Genomic DNA, 16,654 nt, shown 5'->3' with positions numbered 1-16,654 from the left:
TCCAGGGGAGGTCCGGGGCCTCGTCGCGGCACCACCGGCGCTACACCAACAGCGACAGCAGCAGCACGAACACCAGGGCCACCACCGAGATGATGGTCTCCATCACCGACCAGGTCTTGATCGTCTGGCCGACGTTCATGCCGAAGTACTCCTTCACCAGCCAGAAACCGGCGTCGTTGACGTGGCTGAAGAAGAGCGAGCCGGCACCGATCGCGAGCACCAGGAGCGCCGTCTCACCGGTCGACATGCCCTCGGCCAGCGGGGCCACCAGGCCCGCCGCCGAGATCGTCGCGACCGTGGCGGAGCCCGTCGCGAGCCGGATGGCGACGGCGATCAGCCAGGCCAGGAGCAGGGCCGGGATCGACCAGTTCTCGGAGAATTCCAGGATCATCTGGCCGACGCCGATGTCGATCAGGGTCTGCTTGAAGCCGCCGCCCGCGCCGACGATCAGCAGCACGCCCGCGATGGGGGCGAGGGACTTGTCGACCGTCGAGGACAGCCGCTCCTTGGAGAAGCCGGCGGCGCGGCCGAGGGTGAACAGCGCCACTATGACGGCGGCGAGCAGCGCGATCAGTGGCGAGCCGATGACGTCGGTGACCTTCTGCACGGCGTTCTCGGGGTCGTCGACCACGATGTCGACGAGCGCCTTCACCAGCATCAGCACGACCGGCAGCATCACGGTGGCGACGGTGACGCCGAAGCCGGGGCGCTTCTCCAGGTCCTCGGAGGGGCGCGCCGGGATCATGTGCTCGGGCGCCTGGATGTCCACCCAGCGGGCCGCGTACCGGGAGAAGACCGGGCCCGCGATGATCACGGTCGGGACGGCGACGACCAGGCCGAGGGCGAGGGTGACGCCCAGGTTGGCGCCGACGGCGTCGATCGCGACGAGCGGGCCGGGGTGCGGCGGGATGAGCCCGTGCATCACGGACAGGCCGGCGAGGGCCGGGATGCCGATCCGCATCAGGGAGTAGTTGCCCCGCTTGGCGACCATCAGGACGACCGGGATCAGCAGCACGATGCCGACCTCGAAGAAGAGCGGCAGACCGATCACGGAGGCGATGAGGACCATCGCCCACGGCATGGTCCGCCTGCCGGCCTTCGCGAGGATCGTGTCGACGATCTGGTCGGCGCCGCCCGAGTCGGCGAGCAGCTTGCCGAGGATCGCGCCGAGCGCGATCAGCACGCCCACGCCGGCGACGGTGTTGCCGAGCCCGGTGCTGAAGGACTTGATGGTGTCCGCGAGCGGCGCTCCGGCGAACGCGCCGAGGGCGAGCGAGCCGATGGTCAGCGCCAGGAACGCGTGCAGCTTGAACTTGGTGATGAGCAGGACGATGACGGCGATGCCGGCGAGAACGGCGATGCCCAGCTGTGCGTTGCCCGCCGAGGTGATCGGTTCGGCGGCGTCCGCTGCCAGCATCTCGACGCTGAGACTGGTCACGGTGGGTCCCTTGGGGGTCGGGGGAGAGGCAGGAAGAGGGGGAGACGAGGGGAGGGGAGGAGGGGGAACGGAAAGGGGGGAGCGCGGGAACGGATCAGAAGAGCGGCACGGGCCGGTCGAAGGCCCGCAGCGCGGCCACCGCCCGGGCGGTGATCTCCTCCGGCGTCCCGGAGACGTCGACGGCGACGCCGGCCTCGTCCTCCTCCAGCGGCTGGAGGGTGGCGAACTGGGAGTCGAGCAGCGCGGTGGGCATGAAGTGCCCCTTGCGCGCCGCCATCCGGCCCTCGATCAGCTCCCGGTCGCCGGTGAGATGGAGGAAGACGATCCCGGGGGCGGCGGCGCGCAGCCGGTCCCGGTAGACCCGCTTCAGCGCGGAGCTGCTGACGACCCCGCCGAGCCCGGCCCGGTCGTGCGCCCAGGCGCCGATGGCGTCGAGCCACGGCTCCCGGTCGGCGTCGTCCAGCGGGACGCCGGCCGACATCTTGGCCACGTTGGCGGCCGGGTGGAAGTCGTCGCCCTCCGCGTACGGCAGGCCGAGGGCGGCCGCCACCAGCGGGCCGATCGTGGTCTTGCCCGTCCCGGCGACGCCCATGACGACGACGACCGGGGGAGCGGCGGGGTGGGGGGTGGAGCTCATGGGGGGTGCCTCGCTGTCTTCTTCGACATCGGTGCTGTCTTCGCGACATCGATCCGTCGCGCTCATGAAACCCATTGAGTACGACGTATTCAAGAGTCTGTGACATAAAAGTCGTACTTTTAATTCCCCAGGGCGTCCCCGCCGCGTCCCGGCCCGCTCGCCGGTGTGATCACCGGCCCGGCCGCGCATAGGCTGAGCCCCATGACGACATCGGCCCAGGGGCTTCACTCGCACGTGCTCGCCACCCTGGGCCTGGCCATCACCGCGGGGGAGCACCCGCCCGGCACGGTGCTGCGCACCGACGAGCTCGCCCAGGGCTTCGACGTCTCCCGGACCGTCGTCCGCGAGGTCGTCCGCGTCCTGGAGTCGATGCACCTGGTGGAGTCGCGCCGCCGGGTCGGCGTCACGGTCCTGCCCACCGAGAGCTGGAACGTCTACGACCCCCAGGTCATCCGCTGGCGCCTCGCCGGCGCCGACCGCCCCCGCCAGCTCCGCTCCCTCACCGTGCTGCGCTCCGCCGTCGAGCCCGTCGCGGCCGGCCTCGCCGCCCTGAACGCCACCCCGGCCCAGTGCCGCGAGCTCACCGAGCAGGCGCTCGGCATGGTCGCCACCTCGCGCGGCCGGCAGCTGGAGGGGTACCTCGTCCACGACGTCGCCTTCCACCGGATCGTCCTCGACGCCTCGGGGAACGAGATGTTCGCCCGCCTCGGGGACGTCGTCGCCGAGGTCCTCACCGGCCGCACCCACCACCACGTGATGTTCGAGGACCCCGACCCGGCCGCCGTCACCCTCCACGTCCAGGTCGCCGAGGCGGTGAGGGAGCGGGACGCGGCCCGCGCGGAGGCGCTGACTCGCGAGATCGCCGTCGGCGCGCTCAAGGAGCTGGACGTCCTGGCCCCCTGACGGCGCCCGTCCGCCGTACGGCGTACAGCGCTGCGTAAGCTCTGAACTAGCTCAAATCCGGGCGTTCAGTGAATTCGCTCACAGTCAGTGAGCGGGCCTTGCCGTGAGGATGTCGGCTGGCCGTGCAGGGGTGGCCCCCACGAAGGGACCCCGGGGCACGGCCGGGTACCGCACAGCCCCCACCCCCTCACGAAGGCGAACAACTCCATGAGTGACCGCGTCACCGCGGCCGAGCCGCTGTCCGCCGCACCGGCGAACACGCCCGCCTCCCCCCACGTCGACGCCGGCGACGCCGGATACCGCAAGGACCTCAAGTCCCGGCACATCAACATGATCGCCATCGGCGGCGCCATCGGTACCGGGCTCTTCCTCGGCGCCGGCGGCCGGATGGCCAGCGCCGGCCCCTCGCTCTTCATCGCGTACGCGGTCTGCGGCGTCTTCGCCTTCTTCGTGGTCCGGGCCCTGGGCGAGCTGGTGCTCTACCGTCCGTCCTCCGGCGCCTTCGTCTCCTACGCCCGTGAGTTCATGGGCGAGAAGGGCGCCTACACGGCCGGCTGGCTCTACTTCCTCAACTGGTCGACCACCGCCGTCGCCGACATCACCGCCGCGGCCACCTACGCCCACTTCTGGTCGATGTTCAGCGACGTCCCCCAGTGGCTCCTCGCCCTGGTCGCCCTCGCGGTCGTCCTCGCCGCCAACCTCATCTCGGTGAGGTACTTCGGCGAGATGGAGTTCTGGTTCGCGATCGTCAAGGTCGCCGCGCTCGTCGCCTTCATGCTCGTCGGCATCTTCCTCATCGTGACCTCGCACGACGTCGGCGGCTCCACCCCGGGCCTCGCCAACATCACCGACAACGGCGGCATCTTCCCCAACGGCATGATGCCGATGCTCCTGCTCATCCAGGGCGTCGTCTTCGCCTACGCCTCCGTCGAGCTCTGCGGCGTCGCCGCCGGCGAGACCGAGAACCCCGAGAAGATCATGCCGAAGGCGATCAACTCGATCATGTGGCGCGTCGGCCTCTTCTACGTCGGCTCGGTCGTCCTGCTCGCGCTGATCCTCCCGTACACCGCCTACTCCGGCGACCAGAGCCCCTTCGTCACCGTCTTCGACAAGCTGGGCATCCCCGGCGCCGCCGGCGTGATGAACCTCGTGGTGCTCACCGCCGCCCTCTCCAGCCTCAACTCCGGCCTGTACTCCACCGGCCGCATCCTGCGCTCCATGTCGCTGGCCGGCTCCGCCCCGAAGTTCACCGGCGTCATGAACAAGGGCGGCGTGCCCTACGGCGGCATCCTGCTCACCGCGGGCTTCGGCGTCGTCGGCGTCGCCCTCAACGCCAGGATGCCCGAGGACGCCTTCGAGCTGGTCCTCAACTTCGCCTCCATCGGCATCATCGGCACCTGGGCCATGATCATGGTCTGCTCGCTGCTCTTCGTCCGCCGCGCCGAGCAGGGCCGCCTCGTCCGGCCCGCCTACCGGCTGCCCTGGGCCCCGTACACCCAGATCGTGACCCTGGTCTTCCTCGGCTCCGTCCTCGTCCTCATGTGGATGGACGGCGGCATCAGCCGCACCACCGTGAACTGCCTGCCGCTGATCGCCGCGGCGCTCGTCGGCGGCTGGTTCCTGGTCCGCGGCCGGGTCAGGGAGACCACGGCGCGGCAGGACTGAGCCGCATCCCCCAGGACTCCCCCCACGGGAGCGGCGGACCCCCGCAGGCACGGCCTGCGGGGGTCTCGCCTTTTATCGGGAGATAGTGGTACGCAGGAGGCTTACAAGATCCTCTGAAGGGAAGTCAGCGATGCCACAGCACGTACGGGGCGTCATCGCCCCCGGCCGCAACGAGCCGGTGCGGATCGAGACCGTCGTCGTCCCCGACCCGGGCCCCGGCGAGGCCGTCGTCCGCGTCGAGGCCTGCGGTGTCTGCCACACCGATCTGCACTACAAGCAGGGCGGGATCAACGACGACTTCCCCTTCCTCCTCGGCCACGAGGCCGCGGGCACCGTGGAGTCGGTCGGCGAGGGCGTCACCGACGTCGCCCCCGGCGACTACGTGATCCTCAACTGGCGGGCCGTCTGCGGCCAGTGCCGCGCCTGCCTCCGCGGCCGCCCCTGGTACTGCTTCGACACCCACAACGCCAAGCAGAGGATGACGCTCCTCGACGGCACCGAGCTCTCCCCGGCCCTCGGCATCGGAGCCTTCGCCGAGAAGACCCTCGTCGCCGCGGGCCAGTGCACCAAGGTCGACCGGGCCGTCGCCCCCGAGATCGCCGGCCTCCTCGGCTGCGGCGTGATGGCCGGCATCGGCGCCGCGATCAACACCGGCAACGTCTCCCGCGGCGACACCGTCGCCGTCATCGGCTGCGGCGGCGTCGGCGACGCCGCCATCGTCGGTTCCCGCCTCGCCGGCGCCTCGAAGATCATCGCCGTCGACGTCGACGAGCGAAAACTGGCCAAGGCGAAGGAGATGGGAGCCACCGACACCGTCGACTCCCGCACCGCCGACCCCGTCGAGGCGATCCGCGAGCTCACCGGCGGCTTCGGCGCCGACGTGGTCATCGAGGCCGTCGGCCGCCCCGAGACGTACCAGCAGGCGTTCTACGCCCGCGACCTCGCCGGCACCGTCGTCCTGGTCGGCGTCCCCACCCCCGAGATGCGGCTCGAACTCCCCCTGCTCGACGTCTTCGGCCGCGGCGGCTCCCTCAAGTCCTCCTGGTACGGCGACTGCCTGCCCTCCCGCGACTTCCCGATGCTCATCGACCTGCACCGGCAGGGCCGCATCGACCTCGGCGCCTTCGTCACCGAGACGATCGCCCTCGACGAGGTCGAGAAGGCCTTCGAGCGCATGCACGAGGGCGACGTCCTCCGCTCGGTGGTGGTGCTGTGATGAGCGCCCGCATCGACCACCTGGTCACCTCCGGCACCTTCAGCCTCGACGGCTCCACCTGGGACGTCGACAACAACGTCTGGATCGTCGGCGACGACACCGAGGCCATCGTCATCGACGCGGCCCACGACGCCGACGCCATCCTCGAAGCCCTCGACGGCCGCGCCCTGCGCGCCATCGTCTGCACCCACGCCCACGACGACCACGTCGGCGCGGCCCCCGCGCTCGCCGCCGCCACCGGCGCCCGCATCCTGCTCCACCCCGCCGACCAGCCGCTGTGGAAGCTCACCCACCCCGACCACAGCCCCGACGGCGAACTCGCCGACGGACAGGTCCTCACCATCGCCGGCACCGACCTGAAGGTCCTCCACACCCCCGGCCACGCTCCCGGAGCGATCTGCCTGCACGCCCCCGACCTGGGCACCGTCTTCACCGGCGACACCCTCTTCCAGGGCGGCCCCGGTGCCACCGGGCGGTCCTTCTCGGACTTCCCCACGATCGTCGAGTCGATCCGCGGGAAGCTGCTGACCCTCCCGCCGGAGACGGTCGTCCGCACCGGCCACGGCGACTCCACCACGATCGGCGCGGAAGCCCCGCACCTTCAGGAGTGGATCACTCGGGGTCACTGAGCGAGAGGCGGCTCACGAACCGCCTCTCCTCGCCCGTGAACGGGTCGGCGAACTCCAGCGCCCGCGCCAGCAGCCGCAGCGGCCGCCGGTAGTCCTCCGGCCCGTCCTCACGCACCACCGGATAGAGCGGATCGTCCAGGATCGGCAGCCCCAGCGCGTTCATGTGGACCCGCAGCTGGTGCGTCTTCCCGGTCTCCGGCAGCAGCCGGTACCTCCCGACCCCCCCGAGCCGCTCCACCAGCTCGATCCGGCTCACCGCGTTCGGCTCGCCCGGCACCTCCCGGGCGGCCAGCACCCCCCGCTCCTTCTCGATCCGGCTCCGCACCGTCACCGGCAGCTCCACCCCGGGGTCGTACGCCGCCACCGCCTCGTACTCCTTGCGCACCCGCCGCTCCTTGAAGAGCAGCTGGTACGCCCCCCGGTCCTCCGGGCGCACCACGAACAGCACCAGACCCGCCGTCAGCCGGTCCAGCCGGTGCGCCGGCTGGAGCCGCGGCAGCTCCAGCTCCGCCCGCAGCCGCGCCACCGCCGTCTGGGTCACGTGCCGCCCGCGCGGGGTCGTCGCCAGGAAGTGCGGCTTGTCCGCCACCAGGATCCGCTCGTCCCGGTACACCACACCGACCTCGAACGGCACCCGCTCCTCGGCGGGAAGATCCCGGTGGAACCAGAGCCACCGCCCCGGCTCGTACGGCTCCGAGGCCGCCGCCGCCCGCCCGTCGGCCCCGACGAACCGCCCCGCGTCCAGCATCGCGCCGATCCGCTCCGCGCCGACCGCCGTCCCGTACCGCCCGAGCAGGTACGCGCCCACGGTCGGCCAGGCCCCCTCCGGATCGTCCGGCAGCCGGAGCCGCACGGCGTCGATCCCGTCCCGCTGCGGCAGCGGAGCCGCCGGCACCCTCTTCCTCCGCACCGCTCCGCCTCGCCCTCGCCCGCATACGACGAAGTCCCGGCCGAGTGAACTCGACCGGGACTTCTTCTGGTGTCCGAGGGGGGACTTGAACCCCCACGCCCGATAAAGGGCACTAGCACCTCAAGCTAGCGCGTCTGCCATTCCGCCACCCGGACAGGGTGTGTGTCGTTGTCGCGGGTGTTCCCCGCGGCGACATGGACAACTCTACCAGGGGTTCGCGGGGGCTTTCACCGGCGTTTTCCGTGGTCAGTCGTGGGTGTGGGAGGGGGCGGTCCCGTGCGCCGGTGGACCCCCCGGTCACGACCGGGCGCACGGGGACCGCCCATCCCCGGGGATGCCGCCGTGGCGGCCGGGAGCCTGGCGCCCCCCGACGCCCGCTCCGGGGACCACGATGGCCCTGGGGGGTTGGTCCAGGCCAGCCCGTGTCCGGAATACGTCAGGTCATGCGTCGGGTCCGCGGAGGGCGGTGAGGCGGGCGGAGACGACGACGTTGCCGGTGTAGCCGGTGGCGCGGGTGTAGGTGCCGCCGCAGGTGATCACGCGGAGTTCGGGGGCACCGGTGGAGGCGTAGACGCGTTCGGCGGGGAAGCCGTCCTTGGGGAGCAGTTCGACGGCGTGGACGGTGAAGACGGCCGTGGTGCCGTCGGCGCGGTGGATCTCGACGGTGCGGCCCCGGGTGAGCGCGCCGAGGGAGTGGAAGACGGCCGGGCCGGCGGGGGTGTCGACGTGGCCGACGACGACGGCGGTGCCGGGTTCGCCGGGGGTGACCGAGCCCGCGTACCAGCCGGCCCGGTCGGGGTGCTCCGGCGGCGGGGCCTCCAGCCAGCCGTCCGCGTCCAGGCCGACCCGGGTGAGCGGGGCGTCGACGCCGAGCGCGGGGATGGCGACGGCGAGGGGGGCCGAGGCCGGGAGGCCCGCGCGGGCCGGTGGCGGGGGCGCGGCCGGGGCCGGGGCGGCGGCCGCGAGGGGCCGGGGCGGGCCGGCGGCGGTGAGCTGCTGCGTACCGCCGCGGACGAGGTGGACGCCGACGAGGAGGAGGATCGCGGCGACGCCCCAGGCCCCGCGCCCGCCGTACGCGTTCTCCACCGCCTCGGGCCTCCTCCGCTCGGGTGCGTCGTGTGGTCGCCCCTCCGCCCCGGACCTCGTCACACCGGGGCGGAGGGGCCGTCTCAGGGGCGGCCGCCGCGTCTGCGGCGGCGGGTGAGGGCGATGGCGGCGCCCGTGGCCGCGGCGATGAGGACGGCGCCGGTGGCCAGTTCGGCGACGCCGAGCGCGTCGGAGCCGGTGGAGCTGCCGAAGCCCGCCTTGACGCCCTTATGCGGGGGCATCGGCTTCACCGGGGTGACCGGTGCGGGCGGCGGCGGGGGTGTGGTGCCGTGGGCCACGGTCAGGGTGGTGGTCCCGCGCTCGCCCTTGCAGTCGAAGGCGATCTCGTACTCGGCGCCGGTCTGGGCGTCGAGGTCGACGGTCGCTCGGCCGGGCCGGCCCTCGGCGAGCGTCACGGTGTCGAAGATCCCCGACGTGACGGTCACGGACGGCGCCTCGCAGCCGTCGGAGGTCAGGGTCACGGTGCCGCCGGGGGCTACGGTCCTGGGCGTGACGGAGAAGCCGAACGAGGTGATGCCGGTGTCGAGGCCGAGGCCGAGGCCGGTGTCGGTGTCGGTGTCGAGGCCGACACCGGTATCGATGCCGATGCCGGTGTCGAGGCCGGTGTCGATGCCGTCGCCGGCGGAGGCCGCCGGAGCGGACAGTGCCACGGCCGCGGTGACGAGCAGGGCGGCGGAAGCGGTACGTGTCGCGCGCATGCGGTCCTCCGGTTCGCGGCGGGGGCACGGACGCCCCCACCGCGATCGAAGCTAGGCGCGCCCGGGGGACGCCGCCACCGGGCTCCCCCTCGCGCTCCGCCGAACGGGGCGGATCAGGGCAGTCGGACGACCTGGCCGGCGTAGGAGAGGTTGCCTCCGAAGCCGAAGAGGAGGACGGGGGCACCGGAGGGGAGCTCGCCGCGCTCGACCAGCTTGGCGAGGGCGAGCGGCACGGAGGCGGCGGAGGTGTTGCCGGAGTCGACGACGTCCCGGGCGACGATCGCGTTGACGGCGCCGATCTTCGCGGCGAGCGGTTCGATGATCCGCAGGTTCGCCTGGTGGAGGACGACGCCGGCGAGGTCCTCGGGGGCGATGCCGGAGCGGGCGCAGACCTCGCGGGCGAGGGCCGGGAGCTTCTGGGTGGCCCAGCGGTAGACGCTCTGGCCCTCCTGGGCGAAGCGCGGAGGGGTGCCCTCGATGCGGACGGCGTGGCCCATCTCGGGGACCGATCCCCACAGGACGGGGCCGATGGCGCCGGTGTCGGTCTCGGTGGCCTCGACGATCACGGCGCCGGCGCCGTCGCCGGTGAGCACGCAGGTGGTGCGGTCGGTCCAGTCGGTGATGCCGGTCATCTTGTCGGCGCCGATGACCAGGGCGCGGCGGGCGGCTCCGGCGCGGACCGCGTGGTCGGCGGTGGCGAGCGCGTGGGTGAAGCCGGCGCAGACCACGTTGAGGTCGAGGGTCGCGGGCGAGCCCATGCCGAGGCGGGCGGCGACCCGGGCGGCCGTGTTGGGCGAGCGGTCGATCGCCGTGGAGGTGGCGACGATGACGTAGTCGATGTCGCCGGGGGCGAGGCCGGCGGCGGCGAGGGCCTTGCCCGCGGCGTGCGCGGCGAGCTCGTCGACCGGCTCCTCGGGGCCGGCCATGTGCCGCGTGCGGATGCCGACCCGGCTGAGGATCCACTCGTCGCTCGTGTCGACCAGCTCGGCCAGGTCGTGGTTGGTCAGTACCTTGGCGGGCTGGTAGTGCCCGAGCGCGGCGATGCGAGTGCCCGTCATCCCGGGACCCCCTCGATGGTTCGTTCAGCGGCAGGAACCACCCAGTCTTGCCAGCGACTGATGGGTAACAGGTGACGTAAACCACCAAGATTCCCCCGGGTCGCTTGGCCGACCGTGACAAGGGGGCAGTCGGCGCACCGGATCCGGCGGGGTGGTAGGGGGTGTCGGAGAATGACACGGTCAGGGGCAGGATCACCGGAAGAATCGAAGGCGGCGGGGATGGGACGGGTCACCGAACGACGGCGGGTCACACGGATCCGGGGCGGTGCGGTGAGCGCGCGGCCGGACACGCTGGTGGCGGAGGAGCCGCTGGAGATCCGGCTGAACGGCAAGCCGCTCGCGATCACCATGCGGACGCCGGGCGACGACTTCGCGCTGGCGGCGGGCTTCCTGGTCAGCGAGGGGGTGCTCGGCGCCGCCGCCGACGTGCGGTCCATCGTGTACTGCGCGGGGGCGAAGGAGGACGGGACCAACACGTACAACGTGGTGGACGTGAGGCTGGCGCCCGAGGTCGTCGTCCCCGACATCACGCTGGAGCGGAACGTCTACACGACCTCGTCGTGCGGGCTGTGCGGCAAGGCGAGCCTGGACGCGGTGCGCACGACCGCCCGTTTCCCGATCGCCGACACCCCGCCGGTACGGGTCTCCCCCGCGTTCCTGTCCCGGCTGCCGGAGCGGCTGCGGGCGGCGCAGAAGGTCTTCGACACGACGGGCGGGCTGCACGCGGCGGCGCTCTTCTCGGAGGACGGCGAGCTGCTCGACGTACGGGAGGACGTGGGCCGGCACAACGCGGTGGACAAGCTGGTCGGACGGGCGCTGCGGGAGGACCTGCTGCCGCTGGACCGGGCGGTGCTGCTGGTGTCGGGGCGGGCCTCCTTCGAGCTGGCGCAGAAGGCGGTGATGGCGGGGATCCCGGTGCTCGCGGCGGTCTCCGCGCCGTCCTCGCTCGCGGTCGACCTGGCGGCGGAGACGGGGCTGACGCTGGTCGGCTTCCTGCGCGGGGCGGACATGAACGTCTACGCGGGCGAGCACCGGATCGCCCTCTGACCCGGCCCGGGCCGCCGCCGGCTCCGGATCCCGGGGTCAGGGCAGGGAGGGCTCGGGGGACGGCGTGGCGGGGATCGGGGCCCGGGCCCGGCGCCTGGCGAGGGCCGCGCAGACCATGAGCTGCATCTGGTGGAAGAGCATCAGGGGGAGGACGGCGAGCGAGGCGTGCGCGCCGAAGAGGACGCTCGCCATGGGCAGACCCGCGGCGAGGCTCTTCTTGGAGCCGGCGAACTGGATGGCGATCCGGTCGGCCCGGTCGAAGCCGAGGCGGCCCGCGCCGTACCAGGTCAGCGTCAGCATCAGGGCGAGGAGGACGGCCTCGGCGGCGAGGAGGAGGGCGAGCCGGCCGGGGGTCACCAGGTGCCAGATCCCGGCGACCACGCCCTGGCTGAAGGCGGTGTAGACGACGAGGAGGATCGATCCCCGGTCGACGTACCCGAGGACCTGCCTGTGGCGGACGAGGAAGCCGCCCACCCAGGGGCGCAGCGCCTGTCCGAGGAGGAAGGGGACCAGGAGCTGGAGGACGATCCCGAGGACGGAGTCGGCGGAGAAGCCGCTGGTACCGCCGGTGCCGCCGCCGAGCAGGGCGGCCGCGAGCAGCGGGGTCAGCACGATCCCGGCGAGCGAGGAGAAGGAGCCGGCGCAGATCGCGGCCGGGACGTTGCCCCTGGCCATCGAGGTGAAGGCGATCGAGGACTGGATGGTCGAGGGGACCAGGCAGAGGAAGAGGAAGCCGCTGTACAGCTGGGGGGTGAGGACCTCCGGCACCAGGCCGCGCGCGGCGAGGCCGAGCAGCGGGAAGACGAGGAAGGTGCAGCCGAGGACGGTGAGGTGGAGCCGCCAGTGCCGCAGGCCGTGGAGCGCCTCGCGGGTGGAGAGCCGGGCGCCGTAGAGGAAGAAGAGGAGCGCGACGACGGCCGTGGCGGCGGACTCCGCGACGGTGGCGGCCGCGCCGGAGGCGGGCAGCAGGGCGGCGAGGCCGACGGTGCCGAGCAAGGCGAGGACGTAGCCGTCGACGGGCAGCCAGGAAGGCAGGAGGGGGCGTCGGTTCATGGCTCCACTTGGCGACGGGTCGAGGGGGAAGGTGCGGGGTCCGCGTGGCTTCCATACTGGTCCACGGGGCGGTCATCGGGAATCCCGCACAGCGCACTGACTGTCATCACGATCCGCGATAACGTCGGGCCGTGTACGAGCCCGCCCAGTTGCGCACCTTCCTCGCCGTCGCCCAGACGCTCTCCTTCACCCGGGCCGCCGACCGCCTCGGGCTGCGCCAGTCGACCGTCAGCCAGCACGTGCGGCGCCTGGAGGAGGCGGCCGGGCGGCCGCTCTTCGTCCGGGACACCCACAGCGTGGAGCTGACCGGGGACGGGGAGACGATGCTCGGCTTCGCCCGCACGATCCTCCGGGCGAACGAGCGGGCCGCGGCCTTCTTCGCCGGGACGCGGCTGCGCGGCCGGCTCCGGTTCGGCGCCTCGGAGGACTTCGTGGCGACCCGGCTGCCGGAGATCCTGGAGTCCTTCCGGCGCGCCCACCCCGAGGTGGATCTGGAACTGACCGTCGAGCTGTCGGGGACCCTCCAGGCACGGCTGGCGGCGGGCCGGCTCGATCTGATCCTGGCCAAGCGGGACGCCGAGGCGGACGGCGACGCCGGGGGCGGGGTCCTGGTCTGGCGCGACGCGCTGGTGTGGATCGGCGCGCCGGGGCTGCGGCTCGACCCGGAGCGGCCGGTGCCGCTGATCGTCTACCCGCCGCCGGGCATCACCCGCGCCCGGGCGCTGGCCGCCCTGGAGGCGGAGGGCCGGGCCTGGCGGATCGCCTGTACGAGTTCCAGCCTGAGCGCCAACGTGGCGGCGGCCCGCGCGGGGCTCGGCGTGATGGCCCACACGCGCGGCCTGGTGCCGCCCGGGCTCGTCCCCGTACCGGCCAGGTCGGGGCTGCCGGAGCTGGGCGAGGTGGACTTCGTGCTGCGGCACGGCCGGCGCGGCGGGGCGGCCCAGGAGGCCGCGGACGCGCTGGCGGAGGCGATCCTGGAGGGCGGCGACGGCCTGCGGCGCCCGGGCGAGCGGCCGGCGGCCGGAATGTGACCGCCTCCTTCCGGCGGGGGCCGCCGGGGGGTGAGCACCCCCTTCCGGCACCGGCCTGCCGGGGTGTGACCACCCCCTTCCGGCACCGGCCTGCCGGGGGCGAGCACCTCCTTCCGGCACCGGCCTGCCGGGGGGTGTCCGCCTCCGGCCGGTACCGGCCGGTCACGGTGGCGTGCGCGGGCGGTACAGATTCCGTGGAGACTTCGGGGCGCGCGGACCTACCGGACGGTACGCAACCACCCCCTTCCGCCGGTCACTTGCCTCCTCACCTGCCCTGACCTGTAGGAACGGGGAATGTCGCGGCTTGGTGAAGGTCCTGCCGCAGCCCCGCCGGGTGGGGTACCGTCACGGCGCCGCAGCCCACACAGCGGCCCCTTTCAGCCACCGAGCCGTCGAGGGAGGAGCAGGCCCCGTGCGTGAGTTCACCGTGCCGCCCGTCGAGGCGCCCCCGCTCAGCGGCGGCCTCGCGGACGCCGTCTTCGCCCGCGCCGCCGAGACCCCCGACGCGATCGCCTTCGGGCGCGTGACGCCGGACGGGGCCTGGGAGGACGTCACCTGCGCGCGGTTCCGGGACGAGGTGCTGGCCCTGGCGAAGGGGCTGGTCGCGCACGGGGTCCGGTTCGGCGACCGGGTCGCCGTCATGTCCCGTACCCGCTACGAGTGGACGCTCTTCGACTTCGCGCTGTGGACGCTCGGCGCCCAGTCCGTGCCGGTCTACCCGACCTCCTCCGCCGAGCAGGTCCACTGGATGCTGTACGACGCCGAGGTCACCGCCTGTGTGGTCGAGCACGAGGACCACGCCATGACCATCGGGTCCGTCGTGGACCGGCTGCCCCGGCTCCAGCGGCTCTGGCAGCTCGACCCCGGCGAGGACGCGGGGCCGGGGGCGGTCGCCGAGCTGACCGCCGCCGGGGAGGGCATCGAGGCGGACGTGGTGCACCGGCACCGGCGGGCGGTGACCCCCGATTCGGTGGCGACCGTCATCTACACCTCGGGCACCACCGGCCGCCCCAAGGGCTGCGTGCTCCACCACGGCCACTTCATGGCCGAGACCGACGCCCTCCTCGCCGGCTGGGAGCCGGTCTTCCGCTCGCGCCCCGGCGACCAGGCGTCCACCCTGCTCTTCCTGCCGCTCGCCCACGTCTTCGGGCGGATGGTGGAGGTCGCGGCCGTCCGGGGCGGGGTGAAGCTGGGACACCAGCCGTCGATGACCGCCTCGGCGCTCCTGCCCGACCTGGTCTCCTTCCGGCCGAGCTTCGTCCTGGCCGTGCCGTACGTCTTCGAGAAGATCTTCGACGCGGCCCGCCGCAGGGCCGAGGCGGACGGCCGCGCCGGCGTGTTCGACAAGGCCGTGGACGCCGCCGTGAAGTACGCGGAGGCGCTGGAGCAGAAGGCCTTCGGGCTCGGCCCCGGCCCGTCGGCGGCGCTGCGGGTGCAGCACCAGTTCTTCGACAAGACGGTGTACGCCAGGGTCCGCGAGGCGCTCGGCGGGCGGATCAGGTACGCGATGTCGGGCGGTTCGGCGATGGACCGGCGGACCGGGCTCTTCTTCGCGGGCGCCGGCGTCACCGTCTTCGAGGGGTACGGCCTGACGGAGTCGACGGCCGCGGCGACCGCGAACCCTCCCGGGCGGGTCCGGTACGGCACGGTGGGCCGACCGGTGCCGGGCACGACCGTGCACATCGCGGAGGACGGCGAGGTGTGGATCCACGGCGGCCAGGTCTTCGCCGGCTACCTGGGCGACCCGGCCGCCACCTCGGCCGTCCTGAACGACGGCTGGCTCGCCACCGGCGACCTGGGCGCGCTCGACGCCGAGGGCTATCTGACGATCACCGGGCGGAAGAAGGAGATCCTGGTGACCTCCGGCGGCAAGAGCGTGGCGCCGACCGGTCTGGAGGAGCGGGTGCGGGCGCACCCGCTGATCGCCCAGTGTCTGGTCGTCGGCAACGACCGCCCGTACATCGCGGCCCTGGTCACCCTGGACCAGGAGGCGGTGGACCACTGGCTCGCCATCCAGGGCCGGCCGCCGCTCTCCCCCGCCGAGCTGGTCCGCGATCCGGACCTGGAGACGGAGATCCGGCGCGGAGTGGTGGCCGCGAACACGCTGGTGTCGCAGGCCGAGTCGATCCGCACCTTCCGCATCCTGGCCCAGCCGTTCAGCGAGGAGCACGGGCTGCTCACCCCGTCCCTGAAGCTGAAGCGGAAGGCGATCGAGCGGGCGTACGCGGCGGAGGTCGCGGCGCTGTACGGCTGACGGAGCCGTCGCGCGGCCGTGGCGCGGCGGCCGGAATGATGCGGGGCGGGTGATCGTTGGAGCCATGGGGCGGGCGTCCACGCGGCCGTCCCGGTACGAGGCACGAACACGCACGACGACGTAAGGATCCATCCCACGTGAGCACGGACAGCAAGGTCCCGACGGTCATCCTGAACAACGGCGTGGCGATGCCGCAGCTCGGCTTCGGCGTCTGGCAGGTGCCGGACGGCGAGGCGGAGAAGGCGGTGGCCACCGCGCTGGAGGCGGGGTACCGCTCCATCGACACGGCGGCGATCTACGAGAACGAGCGGGGCACCGGCAAGGCCCTGGCCGCCTCCGGGGTCGCCCGCGAGGAGCTCTTCGTCACCACCAAGCTGTGGAACGGCGACCAGGGGCACGACTCCACCCTGCGGGCCTTCGACACCTCCCTGGAGCGGCTCGGCCTCGACTACGTCGACCTGTACCTGATCCACTGGCCGGTGCCCGCCAAGGACGCGTACGTCGACACCTACCGGGCCTTCGAGAAGATCCTCGGCGAGGGCCGCGCCAAGGCGATCGGCGTCTCCAACTTCCTCCCCGAGCACCTGGAGCGGCTGACCGCCGAGACCGGCGTGGTGCCGGCGGTGAACCAGATCGAGCTGCACCCGCAGCTGGCGCAGGCCGAGTCCCGCGCGCTGCACGCCCGGCTCGGCATCGCCACGGAGGCCTGGTCGCCGCTGGGCCAGGGCCGGGGGCTGCTCGACGTCCCGGCGCTCGTCGCCGTCGGCCACAAGCACGACCGGACTCCCGCCCAGGTGGTGCTCCGCTGGCACCTCCAGGTGGGCAACGTCGTCATCCCGAAGTCGGTGACCCCGTCCCGCATCCGCGAGAACATCGACGTCTTCGACTTCGAGCTGGACGCGGAGGACATGGCCGCGATCGCCGCGCTCGACGAGGGCCGTCGCCTCGGGCCGAACCCGGCCGAGTTCAACGCGGGCGCCTGAGGCCCGCGGTGGAGGGGAGGGCGCA

Annotated in this window: 15 protein-coding genes and 1 tRNA gene; 8 read left to right on the top strand and 8 right to left on the bottom strand. The window is 73.0% G+C overall.

From position 1 onward, the window contains the following. Positions 1-40: 40 nt before the first annotated feature. Entirely contained in the window at positions 41-1,438 is a 1,398-nt protein-coding gene (locus tag ACFQ8C_RS15010) for a gluconate:H+ symporter (protein WP_383456698.1), read from the bottom strand. A 94-nt stretch (positions 1,439-1,532) separates the two neighbouring features. Then, positions 1,533-2,075, bottom strand: a complete 543-nt coding sequence (locus ACFQ8C_RS15005) for a gluconokinase (protein ID WP_383456695.1) — start codon at positions 2,073-2,075, stop codon at positions 1,533-1,535. A 201-nt stretch (positions 2,076-2,276) separates the two neighbouring features. Here ACFQ8C_RS15005 and ACFQ8C_RS15000 point away from each other — a divergent pair, with 201 nt between their 5' ends. The 4 genes from ACFQ8C_RS15000 (at position 2,277) to ACFQ8C_RS14985 (ending at position 6,488) form a co-directional block, all read left to right on the top strand. Further along, the gene (locus ACFQ8C_RS15000; protein ID WP_383456693.1) at positions 2,277-2,978 is read left to right on the top strand and encodes a FadR/GntR family transcriptional regulator; all 702 of its coding nucleotides are present in this window, start codon (positions 2,277-2,279) and stop codon (positions 2,976-2,978) included. Between the two features lie 207 nt (positions 2,979-3,185). Beyond that, positions 3,186-4,643: an amino acid permease gene (locus tag ACFQ8C_RS14995; RefSeq protein WP_383456691.1), complete on the top strand. Its 1,458-nt coding sequence runs from the start codon at positions 3,186-3,188 to the stop codon at positions 4,641-4,643. A gap of 130 nt (positions 4,644-4,773) precedes the next feature. Beyond that, the gene (locus tag ACFQ8C_RS14990) at positions 4,774-5,859 is read left to right on the top strand and encodes an S-(hydroxymethyl)mycothiol dehydrogenase (RefSeq protein ID WP_383456688.1); all 1,086 of its coding nucleotides are present in this window, start codon (positions 4,774-4,776) and stop codon (positions 5,857-5,859) included. Further along, positions 5,859-6,488: an MBL fold metallo-hydrolase gene (locus ACFQ8C_RS14985; RefSeq protein ID WP_383456685.1), complete on the top strand. Its 630-nt coding sequence runs from the start codon at positions 5,859-5,861 to the stop codon at positions 6,486-6,488. The genes ACFQ8C_RS14990 and ACFQ8C_RS14985 overlap by 1 nt, the downstream gene beginning before the upstream one ends. On the opposite strand, the gene ACFQ8C_RS14980 is transcribed toward ACFQ8C_RS14985, so the two are convergent. The 5 genes from ACFQ8C_RS14980 to ACFQ8C_RS14960 all read right to left on the bottom strand — a co-directional run bounded on the left by ACFQ8C_RS14980 (position 6,472) and on the right by ACFQ8C_RS14960 (position 10,261). Then, the gene (locus ACFQ8C_RS14980; RefSeq protein ID WP_383456683.1) at positions 6,472-7,383 is read right to left on the bottom strand and encodes an RluA family pseudouridine synthase; all 912 of its coding nucleotides are present in this window, start codon (positions 7,381-7,383) and stop codon (positions 6,472-6,474) included. The genes ACFQ8C_RS14985 and ACFQ8C_RS14980 overlap by 17 nt on opposite strands. Positions 7,384-7,465: 82 nt before the next feature. Beyond that, positions 7,466-7,553 (bottom strand) — tRNA-Leu (locus tag ACFQ8C_RS14975). A 286-nt stretch (positions 7,554-7,839) separates the two neighbouring features. After that, positions 7,840-8,484, bottom strand: coding sequence for a class F sortase (locus ACFQ8C_RS14970; RefSeq protein ID WP_383456680.1), 645 nt, complete (start codon positions 8,482-8,484; stop codon positions 7,840-7,842). Between the two features lie 83 nt (positions 8,485-8,567). After that, positions 8,568-9,203: a hypothetical protein gene (locus ACFQ8C_RS14965; RefSeq protein ID WP_383456678.1), complete on the bottom strand. Its 636-nt coding sequence runs from the start codon at positions 9,201-9,203 to the stop codon at positions 8,568-8,570. Positions 9,204-9,316: 113 nt separating this feature from the next. Continuing rightward, positions 9,317-10,261 (bottom strand): beta-ketoacyl-ACP synthase III, encoded by a 945-nt coding sequence (locus ACFQ8C_RS14960; protein WP_383456675.1) that lies wholly within the window; start codon positions 10,259-10,261, stop codon positions 9,317-9,319. A 219-nt stretch (positions 10,262-10,480) separates the two neighbouring features. Between ACFQ8C_RS14960 and fdhD the strand changes: the two genes are divergently transcribed. Beyond that, on the top strand, positions 10,481-11,308 hold the full coding sequence (gene fdhD, locus ACFQ8C_RS14955; protein ID WP_383456672.1) for a formate dehydrogenase accessory sulfurtransferase FdhD: 828 nt from the start codon (positions 10,481-10,483) through the stop codon (positions 11,306-11,308). Positions 11,309-11,344: 36 nt separating this feature from the next. Here the strand turns inward: fdhD and ACFQ8C_RS14950 are convergent, their stop codons facing one another. After that, complete coding sequence (locus ACFQ8C_RS14950; RefSeq protein WP_383456670.1) at positions 11,345-12,361, bottom strand: bile acid:sodium symporter family protein; 1,017 nt, start codon at positions 12,359-12,361, stop codon at positions 11,345-11,347. Positions 12,362-12,492: 131 nt separating this feature from the next. On the opposite strand from ACFQ8C_RS14950, the gene ACFQ8C_RS14945 reads away from it, so the two are divergent. The 3 genes from ACFQ8C_RS14945 (at position 12,493) to ACFQ8C_RS14935 (ending at position 16,629) form a co-directional block, all read left to right on the top strand. Then, positions 12,493-13,392, top strand: a complete 900-nt coding sequence (locus tag ACFQ8C_RS14945; protein ID WP_383456668.1) for a LysR family transcriptional regulator — start codon at positions 12,493-12,495, stop codon at positions 13,390-13,392. A gap of 412 nt (positions 13,393-13,804) precedes the next feature. Beyond that, the gene (locus ACFQ8C_RS14940) at positions 13,805-15,646 is read left to right on the top strand and encodes an AMP-dependent synthetase/ligase (RefSeq protein ID WP_383456665.1); all 1,842 of its coding nucleotides are present in this window, start codon (positions 13,805-13,807) and stop codon (positions 15,644-15,646) included. 188 nt (positions 15,647-15,834) lie between these two features. Then, entirely contained in the window at positions 15,835-16,629 is a 795-nt protein-coding gene (locus ACFQ8C_RS14935) for an aldo/keto reductase (RefSeq protein ID WP_383456704.1), read from the top strand. Positions 16,630-16,654 lie beyond the last annotated feature (25 nt).

The organism is Streptomyces sp. NPDC056503, from assembly GCF_042794995.1.
Classification (GTDB): Bacteria; Actinomycetota; Actinomycetes; order Streptomycetales; family Streptomycetaceae; genus Streptomyces.
Note: the sequence above shows the minus strand (reverse complement) of the source record. Positions and strands in the feature narration are given on the sequence as shown.